This is a genomic window from Solwaraspora sp. WMMD791, assembly GCF_029581195.1.
Lineage (GTDB): Bacteria > Actinomycetota > Actinomycetes > Mycobacteriales > Micromonosporaceae > Micromonospora_E.
Genome location: NZ_CP120737.1, coordinates 2537510 through 2561379, shown reverse-complemented (window position 1 = coordinate 2561379; position 23870 = coordinate 2537510). Strand labels below are relative to the sequence as shown.

Sequence of the window (23870 nt, the reverse complement as noted above, 5' to 3'; positions counted from 1 at the left end):
CAATGAACCGGTGGCCGTCGCCGACCGTGAACCAGTCATGGGGTCGATGACATTCCAGGTGCCGGCGGCTGCCGGATCGGGCATTGGCGGTGACCGGACGAGCGCGCCCGCCACTCCGACGATCCCCGCTCCTCGCCGGGTGATCAGCGAAACCGCGGTCGTCTGCGGCGCTATCGAGTACTTCCTCGACCATGGCACGGTGGACATGGACGCGCTCGCCGGTGCGCTGGCCGTCAGCCGGGCGACTCTCTACCGGGTTGCCGGCAGCCGGGACCAGTTGATCGGCGAGGTGCTGTGGCAGCTCGGCAGCCGGCGGCTGACGGATTCCCGCCGCGCGCGACGACAATCGGGCGTCGACGGGGTGGTCGAGGTGACCCGGCACTACGTCAGCGGTGTGCGGCACTCTTCTCCGTTGCGGCGTTTCGTCATCGCCGAGCCGGAGACGGCGGCCCGGGTCTTCTTCGCCGAACCTGGTGGCGTCCACCAGCGCTTCATCCACGCCCAGGTCGAGGTCTTCGAGGAGGTGCTCGGGCCCGAGCTCGACCGGGTCGTCGCCGACCCGCAGGCGCTGGCATACCTCTACATCGGCATCGTGGAGTCCGCGGTCTACGCCGAGCTGCTCACCAGCCAACCGGCCGACCTCGACCGGATGGAACAGGCACTGCGGGCACTGTTCACCCCGGTGACCTGAACAGTCCGACGGCAGCCGGTGCCGGCCGGCGGTTCCCACCGCCGGCCGGTGCCGAGGTTCAGGCCGAGTGCGGGCAGCTGTCCCGGTACTCGGAGATCTGTCGGTTCGGCTGTGGTGACGGGCACAGGAACTGCTCGTACCGCAGGTCGTCGTCCACGAAGCGCTTCAGCCACGAGATGCTGAACGACGCGATGGTGGTGTTGGAGATGTTGGGTGCGAAGTGGCTCGCGTTGTTCAATTCGAGGTACGCCTTGTCGAGGTCCGACGGAAAGCTGTCGAAGAACGGCTTCGAATGGGTACGTACTGATGCGATGCTGTCGTTCTCGGCCCCGATGATCAGTGTGGGCACCTGGAGTTCGGACCAGTTCTTGGTGAGATTCCACGGAGTCATCGGGATCGCCGCTTGCAACGTCGGGCGGGCCTGAGCCGCCTCGAGCGCGCCACCGCCGCCCATGGAGTGGCCGATCACAGCCAGCCTGTCCGGGTCCACCCGGTCGCGGACGGTGCTGCGCTCCACCAGGAAGTCCAGTGCCGCCAGGAGCTGCCGCCCCCGACTTGCGGGCTGGTCGGAACGGGTGATCGTGTCGATGTTGAAGACGACGAACCCCTGCGAGGCGAGCCTCGGTCCGAGCCACGCCATGCTGGAACGGCTGGCCGTGAATCCGGGAGCGATCGCCACGGCACCGAAGGTGCCGCTGCTGGTGCTGGTGGGGAAGTAGATCGTGCCGCCGCCGAAGCCGTCGGCGCTGCGCGACGACACGGTGACCTGGGAGGTGGCGAACGGACCCCGGGCTGCGGCGATGCTGGCCGCGCTGGGGGCCGGACCCCGTTCGAAGGGATTGTCCGCGGCGCTGGCGTTCGGGATCGCGGTGAGCCCGGCCACCGCGAGGGCTCCGGCTGCGGCGGTGACGAGCAGGGCACGGATCCGGCGCCGAGCGCGGTCCGGCCGGACTGTGCCACCGGCGGATCGCCGGGCTGTTCGTGGTGGAATCGAGCGGGGTGTGGCCGACGACGGATACACCTGTCCTCCTCATTGGTGGGTCGTTCGTACCGTTGGTCACAGCTCGGCGAATTGGCCGCGGGCCGGCGAATTGGCCGCAGCGGTCAGGGAACCTGTGCCGTTGTCATTTCGGCGGTGCCGAAACGTGGCCCCCGGTGATGGTGGAGATCCTGAGGTGCCCTCAGGTGAATCCGACGTTATCCGCGCTTGTGGGCCGTTGACCAGGGACGACGTTGATCGTGAGACGGCCGTCGCAGGCTCGTCGAGGCCGGGAAAAAGGTAAACCGAAATCGACTGCGAATCGTCAATAAGAGATTGCGGAATGTGACGGATTCAGTGGTGGGGAAGCATCGCCGGGTCGGCGGCCGTCGCCACGATCAGTTCGGCGGCGGTGAGCACCTCGCAGCCGTCGAGGTCGCACGCCGGGCAGCGCCCCTCGATCCGGTGCTGCTCGACGTCTGCTGCCGCGGCCAGCCAGCCGGCGTCGCGCCAACGGGTGTCCGGTGGCACCCGGAGGCGGTTGTCGATCGGTACCGCCGGGCCGTGTCCGATCAGCGGCATGTCGTCTCCTTGGTCGCGCTGGGTCCGGCCGACGCTGGCGGCACCCGTGGTGCGGCGTCGGTCGTGCCGTTGCGCTGGTGGCCCAGACATTTGACCCTGTCCACGCCCGGTCCGTCACGTGGGTGGGTGATCCTGAGACAGCTGTCTCAGGATCACCCACCCACGCGACGCATCACCTGGTGCACTCAGGACTGGCAGGTGCCGTCACCGGCGCTGGAAACGCGGCGGGTAGCGGGGTCGGGCAGATCGGTCAACGCTCGGGCGGTGCCAGGCGGATCACCCCGACCGTACCGTCCAGCCGGAGCGGTCCGGCGGCGTACGGAACCAGCAGGGTGTCTCCCCGCCGTAGCGGCAGGTCGTCCCACTCGCCGGCGATGCTGCCCTCGCCGGCCACCGCGACCAGGACGCTGAATCCCTGCCTCAGGCGGTCGCCGCCGGACAGCCGGTGCGCGGTGAAGAACTCGTCGGCAGCCTCGGGCAGCAGTTGTCGGCCGCCCCGTAGCTGGTCCAGACGCTGCGGCGTCCACCTGCTCCGATCCACGCACCGCAGTGCCAGGTCGTAGCCGAGGCCCAGATGACCGTCGGCCAGGCCGAACTCCTCGTACTCGAGCAGTACCGAGAAATCGGTCGGCTCCTGAACCTCGACCAGCAGGATGCCGTCGCCGATCGCGTGCGGAAGGCCGGCGGGGCAGAGGATCGCGTCGCCGGCCGACACCGGAATCCGGTTGGTCGCGGCCAGCATCTGCCCGGTCTGCTGGCCCGTCACCCAGCCGGCAAGTTCATCGGCCGACACGTCACGGGCGAAGCCGAGGTGGACGTACGCGTCGGGGCGGGCCGACACGATCACCCAGGCCTCGGTCTTGCCGTACGGTGACGCCAGGTGTGTGGTGGCGAAGCGGCGGTCGGGGTGGACGTGCAGCGGCAGACGCTGGCCCGCGTCGAGCAGTTTCACGAGTACGCCGGGGTCGGTGCGCTGCGGGCCGAGCCACCAGTGCGGGTCGGCGGCGATCGCGTCGGCGAGCAGCCGGCCGTCGGACAGCGTGGACAGGCCGGACGGGCCCAGCCCGAACCGGGTGGTCACCGAGCCCACCCAGTCCTCCGGGCGGTCGGGCATGGCGGGCACGTTGCGGAAACCGGCGATCCGGCCAGCACCCCGGTAGAACGTCTCCGGCTGGTTGGCCGGCAGCACCTGAAGGGTCATGGATCGACAATCTGGTCGAGGAAGGGAGTCGCGTCGCCGGCCGGTCGGATCCGCTGCCAGGCGAGCGCGGCAAGGAAACCGCCGACGAACGTGTCGCCCAGCCCGACCGTGGTGGGGTGCGCCACGTCGAGCGCGAAGGCGGGTACGCAGTGCACCGTCTCGCCCAGTCGGGCACGCAGTGCGGCGGCGAACTCCACGGACTCGGGCCGGCGCGGTCGCCGACGCAGACGGCCGATGTCGGAGTCGGTGAAGTCGTCGCCGTGGCGGTAGCGGACGGCGGCCATCACGGTGCCGGTGTCGAGGGCGTCGGCGTACCTCGACGCGCACGGGCCGAGGGCGATGGCCCAGTACTTCGTGTGCAGGACCACCGTCGGTGCGGGCACGAGCGCGTGGACCGTCGTGAGCGCGTCGGCGACCTCCGTCGCCGAGAGCAGATCGACGGGGTGTCCGAGGTACGACTGCAACTCGTCTTCGTTCAATCCGTACACGTCGATCGTGTCCCGCAGCGCGGCCAGGACCCGGCGGCTGAACGCGGGCTCGTGGTAGGCGGCGTCCTCGAAGTAGGTCACCGCACCAGGTGGTCGCCGCCGTAGGTGCCCGCGCAGTTCGGTGAGCCGCAGGTCGAGTTGCGCCGCCGAGCGCATGGCGTTGAAGCCTGAGATCAGGAACAGGTCGGCCCGGCTGAGCCGGTCACCGAGCTCATCGCTGAGCGCCATGGCGCCGTTGGCGGGGTCGTTGACGTAGATCAGCCGGTTCGGAAACGGCGCGGTGATGTCGATGTCGCCGGCGCGGATCCGTAGCCCCTGGTCGTACTGGACGATCAGGTGCGGATAGAGGGTGTCCTCGCCGTCGGCGGCGAAGTGGTCGCTGTCGGGCGGCAACAGCCGGCGTACGGTGTCGTTGACGGTGACCAGGTGCAGCGTCGACGGCACGCCCAGCCGGCTCATCAGGATCCCGGCCCGTACGGAGGTACCGCCCAGCGCCACCCGGCGCGGCAGACGGCTGGCGAAGCTCTCCAACGCCGGGGCGGCGGCGACGTAGTGCTCGCCGCCACCCCCACGGGCTACGTAGCCGAGAATCGACACCACCAGGTCCCGCTCGTTGGCGACGGTCGCCGGCGACGCGAGCTCCGCGGCGGCGATGCCGTACGTGCTGACCAACTGCTGCATGACCTCGGCGGTCAGTTTCACCTCGTAGTCGACGCAACCGCCGAGGCCGAGGACGATACGGGACGCGTCCGTCATGTCAGTAGAGCGAGGCCCTACCGGCCGCGCCGAACAGTTCGATCTTCTGGGCGGCGACCACCTTCATGGCTTCGATGCAGGCGGGCTGGATGGCGTTGGGCTCGCGGGTCTTGGGGTCGTTGCCCAGCACCTCACGCATCTTGCTGTGGTAGGCGACCTTGATGTCGGTGGAGATGTTGATTTTGTTGATGCCTATCCGGGACGCCTCGCGGATCTCGTCGTCCGGATTGCCGGATCCACCGTGCAGCACCAGTGGGATCTGCACCCGACTCTTGATCTCCTTGAGCAGGTCGAGCTTCAGTTCGGGCTTGAGATGGGCCGGGTAGAGCCCGTGGAAGGTGCCGATCGCGACGGCGAGGCTGTCCACCCCGGTCTGCTCGACGAACGTGACAGCGTCGTCGGGATCCGTGTAGATGATCTCGGCGGCGCCTGCCTCGGCGTAGCTGTCGTTCCCACCGATCGTGCCGAGCTCGCCCTCCACGGACACCCCGAGAACGTGCGCGGAGTCGGTGACCTTCCGGGTGATCGCGATGTTCTCCTCGAACGGCAGCAGCGACCCGTCGATCATCACGGAGGTGAATCCGTACTGGATCGCCTGGAGAATCTGCTCGTAGGTGGCGCCATGGTCCCAGTGGATGGCGATCGGGACGCTCGAGTGGTGTGACCGCTCGGCGATGCCGGTGATCATCTCGCGGCCGATGTGCCGGACCTCGTCCGGGTGGATCCCCACGATCAGCGGGGCGTTCATCTCCTCACTGATCTCCACGATGCCCTTGAACATCGCCCAGTCGCTGATGTTGAAGGCTGGCACGGCGAAGCTGTGCGCGTTGGCGACGTCGAGAATCGCCTTGCCGGTCGTCAGCATGTCCGACTTTCTCCTTAGTGGATGTTGGTTGCCGGGGGTCAGGTCTTCACGGCGCCGGCGGTGAGCCCACCGATGAACCGCCGCTGGAAGACAAGGAAGAGGATGAGAACGGGAATGGACCCGAGGATGCTCATCGCCATCATCTGGTTCCACTCGTACGAGTGCTGGCCCATGAGCAGTTGGATGCCGATGGGGACGGTGCGCATGTCGTCGGTGCGGGTCAGCGTGAGTGCGAACAGGTACTCGTTCCACGAGATCATGAAGGTGTAGACGCCGACCGCGATCAGGCCGGGCACCGAGACCGGCACGAGGATTCGCCACAGCGCGGTCCAGCCGCTGCCCCCGTCGACCTTGACGGACTCGTCCAGTTCCTTCGGCAGCGTGTTCAGGTACGCGGTGATCATGATGATCGCGTACGGCAGGGTGAACACCATGTGGGTGAGGATCAGGCCGGCGTAGGTGTCGTACAGGCCGAGCGCGACGATGAGCCCGAAGTACGGGATGACGAGCGTGATCGGCGGCACCGCCTGGACGCTGATGATCACGGCGTTGATGGTCTTCTGGAACGGGAACCGGAAGCGGCTGAAGGCGTACCCGGCGAGCACGGCCACCAGCAGCGTCAGGATGGTCACCGCGAAGGCGACGACGTAGCTGTTGAGAAAGAACCGCAGTTGGGCGCCGTTGCCCAGGATCGCGCGGTAGGCGTCGAGCGAGAAGCCCTCGGTGAGAAGCCGCGGAGGGCTTGCGAAGACCTCGCCGTTGCGCTTGAACGAGGTGGACAGCATCCACAGGACCGGCAGGCCGGCGAAGAGCCCGCCGACGACCAGCCCGGTGACGACGCCGACCTTCGCGAGGAGGCGTCGGGTCCTGACGGTGGCCATGCGCCTCACCGTTCCCTCTGTGAGCGTACGTAGAAGAAGGCCAGCACGGTTGTGAGCAGTAGGACGATGACGGCGGCTGCGGCGGCCGTCGCGAACTCGTACTCGCTGAAGGCCTGCTTGTAGGTGAAGGTGCTGAGCATCTCGGTGGAGTTCAGCGGCCCGCCGCCGGTGGTCATCCAGATCAGCGCGAACTGGTGCGAGGTCCAGATCAGATCGAGCACCGCCATGCTGATGATCACCGGCCGGAGCTGGGGCAGCGTGACGTGGACGAACCGCTGCCACCAGGTCGTGCCGTCGACGGCGGCGGCCTCGTAGAGGTCGGCGGGGATGCCCTGCAGCGCGGCGAGCAGACTGATCATGAAGAACGGGTAGCCGGACCAGATGTTGACGAAGGTCACCGCCCACAGCGCGATGGTCGGGTCGCCGAACCAGTTCAGGCCCTGCTGGACGAGCCCCAGGGTCTGCAGCATGTAGTTGACCACGCCGGCCGGGTCCAGCAGCAGCCGCCAGATCACGGCGATCACCGCGATGGTGAACAGCCACGGCAGGATGTAGATGATCCGGAAGATCGCCTTGGTGACCCCGCTGAGCAACTGCGTGTTGAGCATCATCGCGAAGGCGAGGCCGAGAACCAGGTGGGCCATGGTGCTGACGGAGATGAAGACCGCGGTGTTACGCAGCGCGGCCAGGAAGTTCGGGTCGGTGAGCACCGTGGTGTAGTTGGCGAACCCGACGAAGACCGAGTTCTCCTGGACGATCACGTTGTCCTGTAACGAGTAGCTGACCACCATGACGATGGGGACCACCATCAGGACCACGATCAGCGCCACCGTGGGGGACAGATAGCCGTACGGGACCAGGCGCCGCGCCAGGCCGGATCGGGACCTGCCGGCGGTGGCCGGCGCGGCGCGCGTCGAGGTCCGCGGTGCGGTCAGAGTCATGGGCTGTCTCCTTGGTGGGGCGCCGCGCCGGTCCTGCCGGCGCGGCGCCCGGACGGCTACTCGATGACCGAGGACCAGTTCTCCTGTGCTGCGGTCAGGGCGTCGTCGACGCTCGACTGGTCGGTCAACACAAGCTGCAGCTGCTCGGCGAAGCTGCGCATCAGGTCCTCGGACTTCGGCAGGCCGACGAACTCGTTCGCCGGGTAGCCCTGCTGGTAGATGTCGAAGGCGGCCCGGAACAGCGGGTCGCTGTTGCTGAAGTCGGGTTCGGCATCCTTGTTGCCCGGGAAGCCGTTCGCGATCGTGCTGAGCGAGGCGTTGGTCTCCTGGCTCATCAGGTACGACACGAACTTGAACGCCTCGGCCTTGTGCTCGGTGGACTCGGAGATCCCGATTCCCCAGGACGCGTAGGGGATCCCCCGCTCGCCGGTGTAGCCGTCCTCAGCGGGCAGCGCCACCACCTCGAAGTCCAGGTCCGGCTGGTTCTCCCTGATCAGGTTGATGTGCGCGAGCGAGTCGATCATCATCCCGATCTGGCCGTTGCTGAACTTCTCGACCTTGTCCTGCTCCTTCATGGTGAGCGCACCGGGGGCGATGGCGTCGGCGTCGTTGAGGCTCTTGACGAACTCGACCGTGCTCTTCACCTGCGGACTGGTCAGGTTCGGCTTGCCGTCGTCGGTGAGCATGCTGCCGCCGGACGCCCAGAGCCAGGACATCACGTCGTTCTGGACCCCGTTCGGCACGGCGGTGTCGAGCGGCAGTGCCCAGCCCTTGACGTCGCCGCCGCTGGCGCTGATCTTCTCGGCTGCTTCGAGGAACTCGGTGCGGGTGGTCGGCACGCTGGCGACGCCGGCCTTGGCGAGCAGGTCCTTGTTGACGAAGAGCGGGTAGACGAAGTTGACCACCGGGATCATGTAGGTCTTACCGTCGATCTGGATCTGGCTGGCGAGCTGGCTGTCGTCGTAGTCGGCGTCGGCCATCAGCTGGGACAGGTCGGTGATCGCGCCCTGGCGGGCGAAGTCGTTGACCCAGGCGCCGTCGAGGCCGACCACGTCGGGCAGGGTCTTCGAGGCCGCGCCGGTGAGCAACTGCTGCTTGGTCGAGGCGTACGGCGCACTCAGCAGTTCGATCTTGATGTTCGGGTTCTGTGCGGTGAAGTCGTTGATGATCTTGTCGAATTCCCCGGCCGGCAGTTCGGCGCCCCACCACTGGGCGAACTCGAGCGTCACCGTGCCGTCAGCCGCAGCATCGTCCGTGCCGCACGCCGCCACGAACGCGACCGTCGCCGCCGCCGTGACCGTCCCAATCACTCGTCTCAGTCGGGTAGCCCGAAACAACATGGCGAACTCCTTCTATATCCAAGGCTCTCGATCACCTGCCAGGTTGGCGTCACGTTAGCAACGTGTTACGGGCAAGGACAAGAGTAGAACGGCAGAAAAACGCGTAGCACGGCAGAACGCTGCGTCTGGGTGGGGTGCAGGTCAGCTCCGCGATGCTCCTTGCGGCTGGTCGGGGCGATGTGCGGTGTTCTGCGGTTGGCCTTGCGGCAGGCTGCAGGTCAGTGCTGCTCGTTGCGCCTAGGTGCGCGACCGACGCGCGGTTGTGGCATACTGCCGCATTGACAAGGGGGAAGCATGAACGTCGACAGGGACGAGCGGCAGCGCCACCTGCCCGCCGGGCGCAAGGCTCAGCTGGCCGCGTACGTCGCCGACACCGGCCAGGTGACAGTGGCTGAACTGGCCGAACGCTTCGGCGTCTCGATCGACACCGTCCGGCGCGACCTCGACCAGCTCAGCGCCGACGGAGTACTCGTACGTACCTACGGTGGAGCCGTCAGTCTCTCCACGGTGTCCCGTACCGATCGCGCCGTCGACCAGCGACTCGCCCTGCAGGAGCAGGAGAAGGAGAAGATCGCGGTCCTGGCCGCGGCTCTGGTTCAGGACAGCTCGACCATCATGATCAACGGTGGCACCACCACCCTGGCGGTCGCCCGCAACCTGGGTCAGCACCGCGACCTCACGGTGGCGACGAACAACCTGCTGGTTCCCGGCGCACTGCCACCCACCGCGATCCGTGACATCTATGTCTTCGGTGGCGCGGTGCGCACCCTCACGCTCGCCACCATCGGGCCGGTCAGCTTCCGGTCCAACGGCGGCGCCGAACTGGACATCAGCTGTGACCTGGCGCTGATCGGGGTCGGTGCCGTCGACGCGGACGCCGGCTTCACGACGAGCAACCTCGCCGAAGCCGCGATGATGCAGGAGATGATTTCGCGAGCGGGGCGGGTGGCGATCCTCGCCGACTCCTCCAAGTTCGGCCGCCGGCTGTTCGCCCAGGTTTCGGAGCTGAGCAGCGCGGACTACCTGATCACCGACAGCGCGCCCTCCGCCGACCTGCGCGACGCCCTCGCCGCGAACGACGTCAAGGTGATCACCCCGACGACCTCACCCCGGCAACGGGCAGCGCGGAGCGCGGTCTAGCCGGTGCCCCCCGGCTGCGGCGTCCGCCCCGGCGCTCGACGGCCGGCGGGACGGTCGCCTCCGACTTCCGCACCGCCTGACCCCTGTTGCTCGAGTGGGCCGGTGCTCTCGCCTGCGACACTATCGGCAGCGGTGGTATCGCTTTTGCCTGGTGGTGGGGCGGGCGGGGCTCGAACCCGCGACCGAGGGATTATGAGTCCCCTGCTCTGACCGGCTGAGCTACCGCCCCGGCGGAGAAATCCTATCCGGTGCCCGCTCTGTCGGGCGTACCGCATCGATCGCGTCCGCGAGCGCGACTGGCGCGCCTGCGGACGCGGCGATTCACGGAAGTACGGGTGGTCCGTCGCCGACGGACCACCCGTACCTGCCGGAGCCGACCGTTCGTCCCCGGCGCGCCGCCGCGGATCAGCTCTTCAGGAAGGTGAGCAGATCCTGGTTGACCTGTTCCTGGTGGGTGGCGGTGATGCCGTGCGGGGCACCCGGGTAGTACGCCTCCTGCGCGCCCGGCACCATCTGGGCGGTCTTCATCGACGCGTTGCGGATCGGCACGATCTGGTCGTCGTCGCCCTGGATCACCAGCGTGGGAATGTCGAAGGCGGCCAGATCGTCACGGAAGTCCGTTTCCGAGAAGGCCGCGACGCACTGGTACACGTTCCACAGGCCGGCCTGCATGCTCCAGGCCCAGAACTGGTCCAGCACGCCCTTGGACACCGTCGCCCCGGACCGGTCTGCGCCGAAGAACTTCACCGCCAGGTCCTGATAGAACTGCGAACGGTCGGCGGCCAACGCGGCCCGCATCTCCTCGAACACCGCCAGTGGCAGCCCATCCGGGTTGTCCGGCGTCTGCGCCATGATCGGCGGTACGGCGGAGATCAGCACCGCCTTGGAGATCCGGTCGGTGCCGTAGCGGCCGATGTAGCGTGCGACCTCGCCGCCGCCGGTGGAGTGGCCCACCAGGGTCGCGTCGGTGATGCCGAGTGCCTCGATGAGGGTGGCCAGGTCGTCGGCGTACGTGTTCATCTCGTTGCCGTCCGGCGACTGGCTGGACCGGCCGTGGCCGCGCCGGTCGTGGGCGATGACCCGGAACCCCTGTTGGGCGAGGAAGAGCAGCTGTCCGTCCCAGGCGTCGGCGTTCAGCGGCCACCCGTGGGAGAAGACGACTGCCGGGCCGGAGCCCCAGTCCTTGTAGTAGAGCTGGGTGCCGTCGGACATGGTGAGGTATCCCATGGCGTCACTCCTGACTCTCGGTGCGCTCGGCGTCCCATCCGGTCCGGGCTGCGCTGCCAGGGGCGGTGGGCGGAGCATCGTCGGACAGGAAGAGAGTCTCCGCGACGGTGGTCAGATAACCGGTGTGGGTGGTCGGATTCGGGGAACCGACGACCGGTCGGCGCGAGAATCCGAGGGTCAGCGTCGGGACAGCAGCGAGGTGACCCGCATCCGCTCGCTGTGAATCCAGACATCGGAGTACTCGATCGGCCGTCCGTCGTCAAGGTAGGTGATCTGCTCCAGGTAGAGCAGCGGAAACCCGTCGGGTACGCCGAGCGCCCCCGCGACCTCGCCGGCCGCTGCGGTCGCGGTGAAGGTACGCCGGCCAGTGCTGATCTTCAACCGGTACTCGTTCTCCAGGAGCCCGAACAGTGACTGGTCGGCGAGATCGGCGTCTTCGATGCCGGGTGCCAGGTCGAGCCGTACGTAGTTGACCAGCCAGGCGACCGGCCCGTCTGCGGTGGCGCGTAGCCGTTCCAGCCGTAGCACCGACTGCCCGGGGCGCAGGTCGAGCAGCGCGGCGACCGGCGACGGGGCGGCCATCACCTGATGTGAGCGGACCTGGGTGGAGACGGTGACCCCCTGCCGGGCGAAGTCCTCGGAGAGGGTGGTGAGTTTCTGCGCGATCGACGGCTCGATCGCGGTGGAGGTGACGTAGGTGCCGCGCCCCCGTACCTGCACCAGCAGCCCGTCACGGATCAGCGTGGCGAGGGCACGGCGCAGGGTGCCACGGGAGATGCCGAGGTCGACGGCCAGCTCCGGTTCGCTGCGTAGCCGGTAGTGCGGCGGCCACTCGCCGGACACGATCCGGGCACGGATCTGCTCCGACACCTGGGCGTGCAGCGGTGCCGGGGCGTCGCGGTCGAGCCGCTCCGCCGGTGCGGCGGTGCTGAACTGGTCGGACATGGCGCCTCATCGTCATGGTGCCGTCCTGTGCGGACACCGGTCAGGAGTCCGCACAGGACACAGGATCGGCGGGTCAGTAACTGGTCGTCGCGGCGGTGGTCTGGTCAGTGACGATAGCCACCCCGGCGCTGGTGCCCAACAGCACCGCCCCGGCGTCGAGCAGCGCCACGGCCTGAGCGTAGGACTTGATCCCGCCGGACGCCTTCACCAGTACGCCCTGCGGGGCCCGGGCCACCAGGTAGGCGACGCTGTCAGGGTTGGCGACCTCGACAGCTCCGCTACTGGCGTTCTTCAGGTAGGCCGCGCCCGCCTCGATGGAGAGTTCGACCGCGATGTCGCGTTCCTGCGGGGTGAGCAGCGGCAGTTCCAGCATCACCTTGATGGGCACCCCGGCGGCGCGGACCACCCCGGCGATGTCGTCGCGGAACGCGTCGTACCGGCCGCTTTTCAGCCAGCCGATCTGCACGCCGATGTCGATCTGCTGGGCACCGGCCCGGACCAGGCTCTCCGCCTCGGCGGCCTTGCCGGTGCTGGTGGTGACGCCGACGGTGGGGAAGTCCAACGCCGAGGCGACCTCGACGCCGGTGCCGCGCAGCACCTCGGCGGTTTCGGCGACCCACGAGCCGGCCACCATCGCCGCGCTGAAGCCGTACCGGACGGTCTCCTCGGCGTGGGCGACGATCTGGTCGTGGGTGGTGCCGACCTCGATCAGGGTGTGCTGGATGTAGGGCGCCAACGCTGCGGGGGTCGTCCCGATGTCGGCGCGGGGTGCAGGAATCACGATCTCTCCAAGGTTCATCTGGTGCGACTGGCGGCGGTGCGACTGACGGCGGAGCACGGCGGGCGGTGCGGCACGCCTGCGCGCGGTGGGGCGGCTACATCCGGTCCCGGTAGTAGTCGGGGACGACGACGCCGGGCTCGTCGAACCAGCGGGGTACGTCGACCCCGCAGACGAGGCCGACGTTGCCCCACGGGTTGAACGCGCCGGTCCGTACGATCACCTTTGCCTGCTGGGCGAGCTCGCCGAGCAGGTCGGCATGGGCCCGGGTGGTCGTCGGTACGCCGGGAAAGCGCCGGGCCAGCCAGTCCGCCAGCGGGGCGTTGTGGGCGGCGACGTCCTCGGCGTACACCACGCCTTCGACGACGAGTTCGTCGGCGATGAGGTCGAGCACCGTGGTCAGCCGGGGCAGGTCCTCGGCGATGGCCAGGTCGACGCGGTGCGCCGTCCGGGGGACCGGGAACCCGGCGTCGACGACCAGCAGCAGGTCGGTGTGACCGAGCGTGGCGAGCGCCCCGGACAGTTCGGCGTTGAGGATGCCTCGACGTTTCATGGCTTCTCCTTCTTGGTGTGGGTGCCCTCCGGCATGGTGTGGGCGCCGGTGGCCAGCGCCATGACCTTCTCCTCGGTGGCGTCGTCGGCGTCGAGGACCCCGACGAGCCGGCCGGCGGCCAGCACCGCGATCCGGTCGCTGACGGTGAGCAGTTCGGGCAGGTCCGACGAGGAGACGACGATGCCGACCCCGTCGGCGGCAAGGTCGCGGAACAGCCGGTAGATCTCCGCCTTGGCGCCGACGTCGACGCCCCGGGTGGGTTCGTCGAGCAGCATCAGCCGGGGTTCGATGGCCAGCCAGCGGGCGAGCAGCGCCTTCTGCTGGTTGCCGCCGGACAGCTGCATGATGCCCTGCCCGGAGTCGGCGGTCTTGACCCGCAGTTGGCGGACCCGGGTGTCGGCGTCGCGCCGCAGGGCACGCCGTGGCAGCAGGCCGAGCCGTTGCCGGCGGCCGAGCGTCAGGATGTTGATGTTGTCGGCGACGCTCATCGTCGGCAGGACGCCCTGGTGGCGACGTTCGCCGGGCAGGTACGCCACTCGGGCGCGGATCGCGTCGCGAGGGCTGCGCGCGGTGAACGCCGTGCCGTCGAGCTGCAGGTCTCCGCCGCTGACCGGATCGGCGCCGAAGATGCCGCGCAGCAGCTCGACCCGCCCGCTGTCGGGCAGCCCGGCGATGCCGACGACCTCGCCGGGCGCGACGTCGAGGTCGACATCGGTGAACCCGGTGCCGGTGACGCCGCGCATCCGCAGCCGGGCTGTGGTGCCGGCCGCGGCGGCGCGTCGCCCGCCGCGGTCGAGTTCGCCGGCGAGCTCCCGGCCGACCATCGCCGCCACCACCTGGTCGGGGGTCACATCGGCGGTCGGCCAGTGCCCGACGTGCCGGCCGTCGCGCAGCACGTGGATGTGCTGCGACAGGGCGAACACCTCGGGCATCCGGTGTGAGACGTACAGCATGGTGACGCCGTCGTCGCGCAGCTGCCGGATGACCCCGAACAGTCGCTCGGACTCGGCCGGCGACAGGATCGACGTCGGCTCGTCGAGGATCACCAGACGGGCGTCGCGGGCCAACGACCGGGCGATGACCACCAGCTGACCGGTGGCCGCGTCGAGGTCGCCGACGCGCCGGCGGGGATCCAGCCGTACGCCGAGCCGGTCGAGCAGCGCGGCGGCCCGGTCGTCCATGCGGCGCCGGTGCGGGAACACCCGGGAGCCGGGTTCCGCGCCGAGCAGGATGTTCTCGGCGACGGTCCGGTCGGTGGCCAGGGCCAGTTCCTGCGGTACCAGGGCCACCCGGTGCCGGCTGAGCAGGTTGGCCGGGTCGAACCGGGTGACCTGCTCGCCAGCGACCTGCACGGTCCCGCTGGTGGGGGAGTCCAGCCCGGCCAGGATCTTCATGAGCGTCGACTTGCCGGCACCGTTCTCGCCCATCACGGCGGTGAGGCTTCCGGCGGCGACGTCCATCGTCACGTCGTGCAGCGCACGGACTGGTCCGAAGTGCTTCGACAGACCGGTCACCGCGACGGCGGTGGCCGTCGGGGTGCTGATCGTGGCCGGGCCGGTCATCGACTCAGCCCTCCACCGGAACGTCGTCGACGTTGTCCGGGGTGACGACCAGCACACCGGTGTCGACGTCGCTGATCGCGGTGCCGTCGGTGAGGAAGTCGGTGAGCAGCTTGACGGCCTGGTAGCCCTGCTCGGCCGGGGCCTGGCTGATGGTCAGGTCGACCACGCCGGCCTTGAGGTACTCGACGGTCTGCGGCTGGACGTCGAAGCCGACCGAGTGGATCTTCCCGGCGTTACCGGACTGCTGCAGCCAGGTCGCACCGGCGGTGAAGCTGCAGCAGTCGAGGGAGACCAGCGCGATCGCGTCGCTCTGTGCCGCCATCGTCGACTCGATCGTGTTGTACGCCGCGCTCGGCTCGTTGCCGGTGTTCACCGGTCCGACGATGTCCAACCCGGATGCCTCCAGGGCCGACTGGAAGCCGGAGAAGCGGTCGTTGGACCAGCCGGCACCGGCGTCGACGGAGACGACGACGACCTTGCCGGTCTGGCCGTCGAGGACGCCGAGCAGCTCCTCGGCCAGCGCCGCGCCGGAGGCGACCAGGTCCTGTCCGACGAAGCCCATCTGCTGCGAGTCGGGGTTGTTGGTGTTGAACGAGATGATCGGGATGCCCGCGTCGTAGGCCTGGGCGATGACCGGCATCAGCGCGTCGTTGCTGGCCGAGGAGACGGCCAGGCCGTGGATCTGCCGCTGGTTGATCAGCGTCTGCAGCTCGGCGACCTGGTCGGCGGCGCTGCCTCCGGCAGGTCCGATCATCTCGGCCTCGACGCCGAGTTCGGCCGCGGCCCGCTGCATGCCCTCGCGGATCGGTACGGCGAACGCCAGCGAGGGATCGTGGTAGCTGAGCCGGATCTTCAGTTGGTCGCCGTTGTCGACCGCCTCCTGGATGTAGTCGGCGAGTTGGAAGCCGCCGGCGCCGGAGGCGGAGTCGGAGTCGGAGGCCGGGGTGACCGCACCGCAGGCGGTGGCGGCGAGCAGGCTCGCGCCGAGTACGGCGGCGACGGCGGTGCGTCGCCGGAGGGAGAACCGCATGTCGAAGGCTCCTTGCTGGTGTGTCGGGGTGGATGGGTGGGAAGCAGGACCGGGGTCAGCGTCGGCCGGATCGCTTGCGCAGCGCGGTGTCGGCGGCGACGGCGAGGATGATGACCGCGCCGGTGGCCACGGTCTGCCAGAACGACGAGATGCCCCGCAGGTTGAGGATGTTCTGCAGGACGCCGATGAAGGCGACGCCGATGACGGTGCCGAGCATGGTGCCGGATCCGCCGAACAGCGCGGCGCCACCGATGATCACCGCAGAGATGGCGGTCAGCTCCATCCCGGTGCCGGTGACGCCCTGCACGTACGACAGGAACGACAGTCCGAGTACGCCGGCGAGGGCGGCCAGGGTGCCGGAGATGGTGAACGCGACGACCTTGACCCGGCCGGTACGGATGCCGCAGAGCCGCGCGGCTTCGACGCTGCCGCCGACCGCGTAGGTGTTGAAACCGTAGCGGGAGCGCGACAGCACGATGGCGAAGACGACGGCGACGGTCGCGAAGATGACCAGCTGCATCGGCAGCAGCCCGAACAACCGGCCCTGGCCGAGCAGGTTGAACTCGGCGACGCCCGGTTCCCGGGCGGACAGGGAGATCGGCGCGCCGCCGCTGAGCAGCAGCGTGACACCACGGTAGACGCTCAGGGTGCCCAGGGTGACGATGAACGACGGGATGCCGAACCCGACGGTCATCAGGCCGTTGAGCAGGCCGGCGAGCGCCCCGGCCGCGACCCCGCCCAGGGCGGCCAGCGGCCAGGCGACGTCCGATGTCATCAGTAGTCCGCAGACGATGGCGCCGAGCCCGTAGATCGAGCCGACCGACAGGTCGATCTCGGCGTTGATGATGACGAAGGTGACGCCGACGGCCATGATGCCGATCTGGGCGATCTGCTGGCCGACGGTGAGGAAGTTGTTGGTGCCGAGGAACCCGGGTGCCAGGAACGCACCGAGGGCGAACAGGACGATCAACGCGCCGAAGGTGCTCGCCTCGCGGGCGTGCAGGAATCGGCGTAGCGGTGACCGGCTGGTGGGTGGGGCGGCCGGTACGGCGACCGGGGGCGCCGGGGTGGTCGTTTGGGTCATCACTCTCGTCTCCTGAGCAGGGCCACGACGTCGTCGGGGTAGGCGAGTGCGGGGACGACCTCGGCGATGCCGACGGCGTGGGCGCCAGCGGCGGCGGCGTACCGGGCCGCGTCGGTGAGGGTGTCGCCGCGGGCCAGGCCGACGGCGAGCGCGCCGGTGAAGGCGTCGCCGGCACCGGTGGTGTCGACGACCCGGGGGACGGTGACCGGGTCGACGACGGCGCGCCGCCCGTCGTGGTCGACGACGGCACCGGCGGCGCCGAGGGTGAGCACCAGCGCCCCGGCGTACCGGGTGCGGATGAGGTCGACGAGGTCGTCGGGGTGCGGGTCGGCGTCCGGCTGGTGGCCGGTCAGCACCTGGGCCTCGCTGGCGTTCGGGGTGAGTACGTCGATCCACCCCCAGGCCTCGTCCGGCAGTTCGACGGCGGGTGCCGGGTTGAGCAGGGTCCGTACGCCGTTGGCGTGCGCCAGGCGCAGCGCGGCGGTCGCCACCGGCAGTGGGATCTCCAGTGACACGACGACGATGTCGGCGTCGGTGATCCGGTCGGCGAACCTGTCGACGTCGGCCGGGGTGAGCTGGTCGAGGGCGCCGGGAGCGATGACGATCCGGTTCTCGCCGTGGGCGTCGACCAGGATGACGCCGACCATCGTGGCGGCGTCGGCGGTGCGCACCCCCGTGGCGTCCACACCCTCCTCGGCCCACAACTGTCGGGCGGCGGTGCCGAACTGGTCGGGTCCGACCGCGCTCAGCAGGCTGACCCGTGCGCCGAGCCGGGCGGCGGCGACCGCCTGGTTGGAGCCCTTGCCGCCGTGTCCGGAACTGAACTCACCGCCGGAGAGGGTCTCCCCGGCGACCGGCAACCGGGGCACCCGCATGGTGAGTCCGGCGCCGTAGCTGCCGACCACTGCTATCTTCATCCCTGGCCCTCTTGTTCATGGACAACCATGTACAACTAAGCCGACCATAGGGACTGCCCGGCGACAGTGTCAAGGGCGAGTGCACTGACTTCTCGTAACATTGCCGCAATTCAGACGACATGTGATGAAACCAAGTGGCAATCCGCCACAAGCGGCCCGCAGGTTCACAGCCGGTGCACAGCCGCCGCACACGGCCTGGCGAGCTGGCCAGCCGAACCTTCACCTATGACCTCGACACTGTCTGCTCCCGTACCGGCAGGACCGCCGAGCCAGGACGGACCACCCGGTCCGGACCTGGGCGCCGGGCCGGGAGCGCCGTACGCCGACCAGCCGTACGCCGACCAGCCGGCCACCCGGTGGCGACGCCTGATCCACGGTCCGCCCGGCGATCCGCGCTGGGCCCGGCCGGCACTGGGCGGTCTCCTCCTGGCCACCGCCGCGCTCTACCTGACCGGGCTGGACGTCTCCGGCTGGGCCAACGCCTACTACTCGGCGGCGGCCCAGGCCGGGTCACAGAGCTGGCTGGCGTTCTTCTTCGGATCCTCCGACGCCGCCAACTCGATCACCGTCGACAAGCCCCCGGCGTCGCTGTGGCTGATGGCGTTGTCGGTACGCGTGTTCGGGCTCAGCTCATGGTCGGTCCTGCTGCCGCAGGCGCTGGCCGGCGTCGCTGCGGTCGGTCTGCTCCACGCCACCGTCCGGCGCTGGTACGGCCCGGCCGCCGGCCTGATCGCCGGCCTCGTGCTGGCCGTCACCCCGGTCGCCGTACTGATGTTCCGGTTCAACAACCCGGACGCGCTGCTCGTGCTGCTGCTGGTCGCCGCCGCGTACGCCACCGTCCGGGCGGTGGAGACCGCCAGCGCCCGGTGGATGCTGCTGGCCGGTACCGCGATCGGGTTCGCCTTCCTCACCAAGATGCTGCAGGCGCTTCTGGTCGTACCGGCCTTCGCGTTGGTGTACCTGATCGCCGCGCCGGCCCCGGTCCGTCGCCGAATCGTGCACCTGCTGCTCGGCGGTGTCGCCATCGTCGGTGCCGCCGGCTGGTGGATCGCGATCGTCGAACTCGTCCCGGCACGCTACCGCCCGTACATCGGCGGATCCCAGTCCGACAGCATCCTGGAGCTGACCCTCGGCTACAACGGACTCGGCCGGATCACCGGGGAGCAGGTCGGTTCGGTCGGTGGTGGTGGCGGCTGGGGGCAGACCGGCCTCACCCGCCTGTTCGATGCCGACAACGGCGGACAGATCGCCTGGCTGCTGCCGGCGGCGCTGATCCTGCTGGTCGCCGGGTTCGCGCTGCGTGCACGGGCCCCGCGCACCGACCGGGTACGGGCCGGATTCCTCCTCTGGGGAGGATGGCTGCTCACCACCGGCCTGGTGTTCAGCCTGATGGCCGGCATCTACCACGCGTACTACACGGTGGCCCTCGCGCCAGCGGTCGGCGCGGTGGTCGGCATGGGCGCGACCACCCTGTGGCAGCGGCGCCACCGGCTGTGGGCCCGCGCGCTGCTCGCCGCGACGGTGGCGGTCAGCGCGGCCTGGTCGTGGACGCTGCTGAGCCGCAGCGCCGACTGGCAGCCCTGGCTGCGTGTCGCGGTCGCGGTGCTCGGCACCGGCGCGGTGGTGGGGCTGCTGCTGGCGGGTCGGTCGGCGGGTCGGTTCGGGCTGGTCGCGGCCGGTGCGGCGCTGATCGCGGTGCTGGCCGGACCGACCGGGTACGCGGTACAGACCGCCGCGACCGCCCACACCGGATCGATTCCCAGCGCGGGACCGGCCGTCACCAGTGGGATGGCCGGGCCGGGCGGGATGGGTCGGCCGGGTGGGGCCGGCGGCCGCGACGGCGGGGGCGGACCCGACGGCGGGGGCGGACCCGGCGGCGTCGGCCGGGCCGGCGACGGTGGCCCCGCCGGTGGCCAGCCGGACGGCACCATGGGCGGCACCATGGGCGGCCCGACCGGCGGTACGGCCGGACCCGGCGGGGGCATGGGCGGACTGCTGAACGCCGCCACCGCCCCCGAGGAGCTCGTGGTCGCGCTGCGTACCGACGCCGACGCGTACACCTGGGTCGCCGCGGCGGTCGGCGCCAACAACGCCGCCGGCTACCAGTTGGCCACCGAGGAGCCGGTGATGGCGCTCGGTGGTTTCAACGGCAGCGACCCGTCACCGACCTTGGCCGAGTTCCAGCAGTACGTCGCCGACGGCGCGATCCACTACTTCATCGCCGGATCGCTGCCACGCAGCGACTCGGGCAGCGACACCGCCGACCAGATCGCGACCTGGGTGACGCAGACCTTCACCGCGACCGAGATCGGTGGCGTGACCGTGTACGACCTCACCGCCGGCTGAGCGACACCGGCGACCGACTCAACGACACCGGCGACGCCGCCCCGGCGGTCACGGCGCAGCAGCCGCGACCGCCGGGGCGGCGTCGCGTCGTCCAGCTGGTCACCCGTTCCCGGCCCGGACGCGTTCACCTGACCGTCGCCAACCGCACAGCGGGGACACAGGCCGGTCCGAACGCCCGCCCAGCCCGCCGCCGCACCGTCGAGGCATGTCCACCACGATGCTTCCCGCCGACGGCACCGCGCTGACCGGTCCGCGACCACGCTCCGACGAGGCCGGATCCCGTACCGGTCCGCCGCCCGTGCTCGACGTCACGATTCCGGTCCACAACGAGGAACGCGACCTTGAGCCCTGCGTGCGACGGCTGCACCAGCACCTCGTCGAGACGTTCCCGTACCCCTTCCGGATCACCATCGCGGACAACGCGAGCACCGACCGTACCGCCCAGGTCGCCGCCGCCCTCGCCGACGACCTGCCCCGGGTCGTCGTGACGCACCTGCCGCAGAAGGGCCGGGGCCGGGCCCTCGCCGCCGTCTGGTCCGCCTCGCCCGCCCCGGTCCTCGCCTACATGGACGTCGACCTGTCCACCGACCTCGCCGCACTGCTGCCGTTGGTCGCGCCGCTGATCTCCGGCCACTCGGACCTGGCCATCGGCAGCCGGCTGTCCCGCAGCTCCCGGGTGGTCCGGGGAGCGAAGCGGGAGATCATCTCCCGGGGCTACAACCTGCTGCTGCGGGGAGCCCTGGCCGCCCGGTTCTCCGACGCGCAGTGCGGGTTCAAGGCGATCCGCAAGGACGTCGCCGACCGGTTGCTGCCGTTGGTCCGCGACACCGGCTGGTTCTTCGACACCGAACTGCTGGTCCTGGCCGAACGCGCCGGTCTGCGCATCCACGAGGTCCCGGTGGACTGGATCGACGACCCGGACAGCCGGGTCGACATCGTCTCGACCGCGATCGCCGACCTCAAGGGGATGGCGCGGGTGGGACGGGATCTGGCCACCGGGTCCCTGCCGCTGGCCGAGGTCCGCCGCGAACTGGGCCGCCCGGCCGGTGCCGGGCTCGCCGGCCAGCTGATCCGGTTCGCCGGGGTCGGGGTGGCGAGCACCCTGGCGTACGTCGTGATCTTCGCGGCGCTGCGGGCCGGTCTGCCGGCACAGTCGGCGAACCTGCTGGCCCTGCTGATCACCGCGGTCGGCAACACGGCTGCGAACCGCCGGTTCACCTTCGGCGTCAGTGGCCGGGGCAGCGTCGGCCGGCACCACCTGCAGGGCCTGGCGGTGTTCGTCTTCGGGCTGGCGCTGACCAGCGGCTCACTGGCGGTGCTCGACGCCGCCGCGCCCGCCGCGGGCCGTGCCGTCGAGGTGGCGGTGCTGGTGGCGGCGAACCTCGCGGCTACCGTGGCGCGCTTCCTGCTGCTGCGTGGCTGGGTGTTCCGCCGCTGACCGGCGACGACGGCGGTAGCGGACGGGGCCGAGCGACGACGCCGTCAGTGGACCGGGTCGAGGTCAGCGGACCTCGATCTCCAGCAGCGAGTAGCCGTACTGGCCGTTGCGTTTCGTGCCGGACATCCGTACGTAGCGGGCGTCGGTCCCGGGAAGTTCGAGATGGACGGTGCCGCCGGTGCCGGTACGCGTCGCGTACCCGGTCGACCAGTGCCGGCCGTCGGCCGAGGTCTCCACCCGGTACGCGACGGCGTACGCGTGCTCCCAGTGCAGCGTGACACTGCGGATCCGCCACAGCGCTCCAAGGTCCACCTCAATCCACTGCGGGTCGCGGAACGCGCTGCTCCACCGGCTGCCGAGGTCGCCGTCGACGGCGGCGGAGGGCCCGAAATGTGGTGCCTCCGCGCTGGACGCCGAGACGGGCCGTCGCAGCGCCAGGTTGCGCTCGTCCGGATTAGGGCGTCCGGCCCGGGGCACGGGATCGGTCGACGCGGACGGCGGTACGGACGACGGCGGTACGGCGGCGGGCGTGGCCGAGCGCTCCGGTGGTGTCGACCCCGTCGGACCGGGTGACGGCGACACCGGTGTCGCCTTCGCCGTCGGTGCCGCCGATCCGGTGGAGTCGGGCGGGGTGACGTCCGCAGCGGAGATCTGCGGCGCGACCGCCGACAGTGGGTCCGGCGGCGGTGCGGCGGTGGGCGGGTCGTGGCGGGGAACCCACCACAGCAGGGCCGCCGCCACGGCGACCAGCGTCCCGGCGGAGCACAGCAGCAGCCGTCGGCGTCCGCCGGGTCGGGCCGTCCCGGCCCCGGCCGCCGCGCCCGGTAGCCCGGTCGGCGCCGCCGCTGGCTGCTCCGGTGCCAGCTGCGCCTGCGCCGGCTCCGGCTGCTCTGCCGGTGGCGCTGGTGCGCCCGGCGACCGGACGGTCCGGCAGTTCTTCCTCTACGGACACGACGCCCCCCGCGACTGCCGACACCGCCCGGTAGGCGCTGCCGGGCTTGTCGGACGAACAACGGGGCAAGTTAGCAAGCGACCCGGGTGGTGGCGCAACCGTACGGCGGATTCAGCGCGGTGGAAGGTGCGTCGGACCAGCTCACCGCACCAGCGCGTCGGGGGCGATCCGGGCAGCGGAACCCTCCCGCTCGAACGCGGTGATGCTGGCGATCGTGGTCGCGGCGATGTTGTGCAACGCCTCCTCGGTGAAGAACGCCTGATGACCGGTGATCAGCACGTTCGGGAAGGTCACCAGCCGGGAGAACAGGTCGTCGCGCAGCATCTGGTCGGACAGGTCCTCGAAGAACAGGTCGGCTTCCTCCTCGTACACGTCCAGCCCCAGATAGCCGATCTTGCCGCTCTTCAGCCCCCGGATGACGGCGGCGGTGTCCACCAGCGCGCCCCGGCTGGTGTTGATCAGCATCACGCCGTCGCGCATCTGCGCGATCCGTTCCTCGTCGATCAGGTGGTGCGTCTCGGGTGTGAGTGGACAGTGCAGGGTGACGATGTCCGATTCGGCGAGCAGGGTCGACAACGGCACGTAGCTGGCTCCGGCCGCGACCGCCTCGTCCGACGGGTACGGGTCGGCGGCGATCACCCGGCAGCCGAAACCAGCCATGATCCGGATGAACCGGACGCCGATCTTGCCGGTCCCGACCACGCCGACGGTCCGCCCGTGCAGGTCGAAGCCGAGCAGTCCGTTGAGGGCGAAGTTGTGCTCCCGTACCCGGTTGTACGCCCGGTGGATCTTCCTGTTGAGCGCCAGGATCAGCCCGGCGCAGTGCTCCGCGACCGCGTACGGCGAATAGCCCGGCACCCGGGTGACGGTGAGCCCGAGCCGCCGCGCGGTCGCCAGATCGACGTGGTTGAACCCGGCCGAGCGCAACGCGATCAGCCGGACCCCGCCGTGCGCCAGCGTCTCCAGTACCGGCGCGCTGAGGTCGTCGTTGACGAAGGCACAGACCGCGTCGGCGCCGATGGCCAACGGCGCGGTCTCCGGGGACAGCCTCGGCTCCAGAAACACCAGGTCGTGCCCGGCCGCCGCGTTCGCCTCGGTCAGAAACCGCGTGTCGTACGGTTTCGTGCTGAACACCGCCACGCGCATGACGCCACCTCCGTGCTCGACCGGCGTG

General features: G+C 70.0%; 22 protein-coding genes and 1 tRNA gene. 4 read left to right on the top strand and 19 right to left on the bottom strand.

What is annotated here, in order from left to right; translation table 11 throughout:
• Positions 1 to 139: 139 nt before the first annotated feature.
• Positions 140 to 691, top strand: a complete 552-nt coding sequence (locus O7623_RS11245) for a QsdR family transcriptional regulator (protein WP_282228560.1) — start codon at positions 140 to 142, stop codon at positions 689 to 691.
• Positions 692 to 749: 58 nt separating this feature from the next.
• Here O7623_RS11245 and O7623_RS11240 read toward each other — a convergent pair whose 3' ends face one another.
• From O7623_RS11240 to O7623_RS11205, 8 genes are all read right to left on the bottom strand, one after another.
• On the bottom strand, positions 750 to 1574 hold the full coding sequence (locus O7623_RS11240) for an alpha/beta hydrolase (RefSeq protein ID WP_282228559.1): 825 nt from the start codon (positions 1572 to 1574) through the stop codon (positions 750 to 752).
• Positions 1575 to 2024: 450 nt separating this feature from the next.
• Positions 2025 to 2252 (bottom strand): hypothetical protein, encoded by a 228-nt coding sequence (locus tag O7623_RS11235; RefSeq protein ID WP_282228558.1) that lies wholly within the window; start codon positions 2250 to 2252, stop codon positions 2025 to 2027.
• Between the two features lie 250 nt (positions 2253 to 2502).
• Positions 2503 to 3453 carry a class I mannose-6-phosphate isomerase gene (locus tag O7623_RS11230; protein ID WP_282228557.1) on the bottom strand — a complete coding sequence of 317 codons (951 nt, stop codon included), beginning with the start codon at positions 3451 to 3453 and terminating at the stop codon, positions 2503 to 2505.
• Positions 3450 to 4697, bottom strand: coding sequence for an ADP-dependent glucokinase/phosphofructokinase (locus O7623_RS11225; RefSeq protein WP_282228556.1), 1248 nt, complete (start codon positions 4695 to 4697; stop codon positions 3450 to 3452). Before O7623_RS11225 ends, O7623_RS11230 begins: the two co-directional genes overlap by 4 nt.
• Position 4698: 1 nt before the next feature.
• Positions 4699 to 5562: a ketose-bisphosphate aldolase gene (locus O7623_RS11220; protein ID WP_282228555.1), complete on the bottom strand. Its 864-nt coding sequence runs from the start codon at positions 5560 to 5562 to the stop codon at positions 4699 to 4701.
• Between the two features lie 38 nt (positions 5563 to 5600).
• On the bottom strand, positions 5601 to 6443 hold the full coding sequence (locus O7623_RS11215; protein ID WP_282228554.1) for a carbohydrate ABC transporter permease: 843 nt from the start codon (positions 6441 to 6443) through the stop codon (positions 5601 to 5603).
• 5 nt (positions 6444 to 6448) lie between these two features.
• On the bottom strand, positions 6449 to 7384 hold the full coding sequence (locus tag O7623_RS11210; RefSeq protein WP_282228553.1) for a sugar ABC transporter permease: 936 nt from the start codon (positions 7382 to 7384) through the stop codon (positions 6449 to 6451).
• A gap of 56 nt (positions 7385 to 7440) precedes the next feature.
• A complete protein-coding gene (locus tag O7623_RS11205) occupies positions 7441 to 8724 on the bottom strand; it encodes a sugar ABC transporter substrate-binding protein (RefSeq protein WP_282228552.1) in 1284 nt (427 codons plus the stop codon).
• A gap of 294 nt (positions 8725 to 9018) precedes the next feature.
• Between O7623_RS11205 and O7623_RS11200 the strand changes: the two genes are divergently transcribed.
• On the top strand, positions 9019 to 9864 hold the full coding sequence (locus tag O7623_RS11200) for a DeoR/GlpR family DNA-binding transcription regulator (RefSeq protein ID WP_282228551.1): 846 nt from the start codon (positions 9019 to 9021) through the stop codon (positions 9862 to 9864).
• 152 nt (positions 9865 to 10016) lie between these two features.
• Here O7623_RS11200 and O7623_RS11195 read toward each other — a convergent pair.
• The 9 genes from O7623_RS11195 to O7623_RS11155 all read right to left on the bottom strand — a co-directional run bounded on the left by O7623_RS11195 (position 10017) and on the right by O7623_RS11155 (position 17960).
• Positions 10017 to 10093 (bottom strand) — tRNA-Ile (locus O7623_RS11195).
• 176 nt (positions 10094 to 10269) lie between these two features.
• On the bottom strand, positions 10270 to 11091 hold the full coding sequence (locus O7623_RS11190; RefSeq protein ID WP_282228550.1) for an alpha/beta hydrolase: 822 nt from the start codon (positions 11089 to 11091) through the stop codon (positions 10270 to 10272).
• A 177-nt stretch (positions 11092 to 11268) separates the two neighbouring features.
• The gene (locus O7623_RS11185; RefSeq protein WP_282228549.1) at positions 11269 to 12036 is read right to left on the bottom strand and encodes a GntR family transcriptional regulator; all 768 of its coding nucleotides are present in this window, start codon (positions 12034 to 12036) and stop codon (positions 11269 to 11271) included.
• 73 nt (positions 12037 to 12109) lie between these two features.
• Positions 12110 to 12817, bottom strand: a complete 708-nt coding sequence (gene deoC, locus O7623_RS11180; protein ID WP_282228548.1) for a deoxyribose-phosphate aldolase — start codon at positions 12815 to 12817, stop codon at positions 12110 to 12112.
• A 94-nt stretch (positions 12818 to 12911) separates the two neighbouring features.
• Positions 12912 to 13367: a D-ribose pyranase gene (gene rbsD, locus O7623_RS11175; protein ID WP_282228547.1), complete on the bottom strand. Its 456-nt coding sequence runs from the start codon at positions 13365 to 13367 to the stop codon at positions 12912 to 12914.
• Complete coding sequence (locus O7623_RS11170; RefSeq protein WP_282228546.1) at positions 13364 to 14929, bottom strand: sugar ABC transporter ATP-binding protein; 1566 nt, start codon at positions 14927 to 14929, stop codon at positions 13364 to 13366. Before O7623_RS11170 ends, rbsD begins: the two co-directional genes overlap by 4 nt.
• Before the next feature lie 4 nt (positions 14930 to 14933).
• On the bottom strand, positions 14934 to 15959 hold the full coding sequence (locus tag O7623_RS11165; protein WP_282228545.1) for a substrate-binding domain-containing protein: 1026 nt from the start codon (positions 15957 to 15959) through the stop codon (positions 14934 to 14936).
• A gap of 55 nt (positions 15960 to 16014) precedes the next feature.
• Positions 16015 to 17043 carry an ABC transporter permease gene (locus O7623_RS11160; RefSeq protein ID WP_282228544.1) on the bottom strand — a complete coding sequence of 343 codons (1029 nt, stop codon included), beginning with the start codon at positions 17041 to 17043 and terminating at the stop codon, positions 16015 to 16017.
• Positions 17043 to 17960, bottom strand: coding sequence for a ribokinase (locus O7623_RS11155; RefSeq protein WP_282228543.1), 918 nt, complete (start codon positions 17958 to 17960; stop codon positions 17043 to 17045). The genes O7623_RS11160 and O7623_RS11155 overlap by 1 nt, the downstream gene beginning before the upstream one ends.
• Positions 17961 to 18185: 225 nt before the next feature.
• On the opposite strand from O7623_RS11155, the gene O7623_RS11150 reads away from it, so the two are divergent.
• Entirely contained in the window at positions 18186 to 20306 is a 2121-nt protein-coding gene (locus O7623_RS11150; RefSeq protein WP_282228542.1) for a glycosyltransferase family 39 protein, read from the top strand.
• Between the two features lie 205 nt (positions 20307 to 20511).
• The gene (locus O7623_RS11145; protein ID WP_282228541.1) at positions 20512 to 21744 is read left to right on the top strand and encodes a bifunctional glycosyltransferase family 2/GtrA family protein; all 1233 of its coding nucleotides are present in this window, start codon (positions 20512 to 20514) and stop codon (positions 21742 to 21744) included.
• A 63-nt stretch (positions 21745 to 21807) separates the two neighbouring features.
• Here O7623_RS11145 and O7623_RS11140 read toward each other — a convergent pair whose 3' ends face one another.
• Positions 21808 to 22485, bottom strand: a complete 678-nt coding sequence (locus O7623_RS11140) for a discoidin domain-containing protein (protein ID WP_282228540.1) — start codon at positions 22483 to 22485, stop codon at positions 21808 to 21810.
• Positions 22486 to 22837: 352 nt separating this feature from the next.
• The gene (locus tag O7623_RS11135) at positions 22838 to 23842 is read right to left on the bottom strand and encodes a 2-hydroxyacid dehydrogenase (RefSeq protein WP_282228539.1); all 1005 of its coding nucleotides are present in this window, start codon (positions 23840 to 23842) and stop codon (positions 22838 to 22840) included.
• Positions 23843 to 23870: the final 28 nt, after the last annotated feature.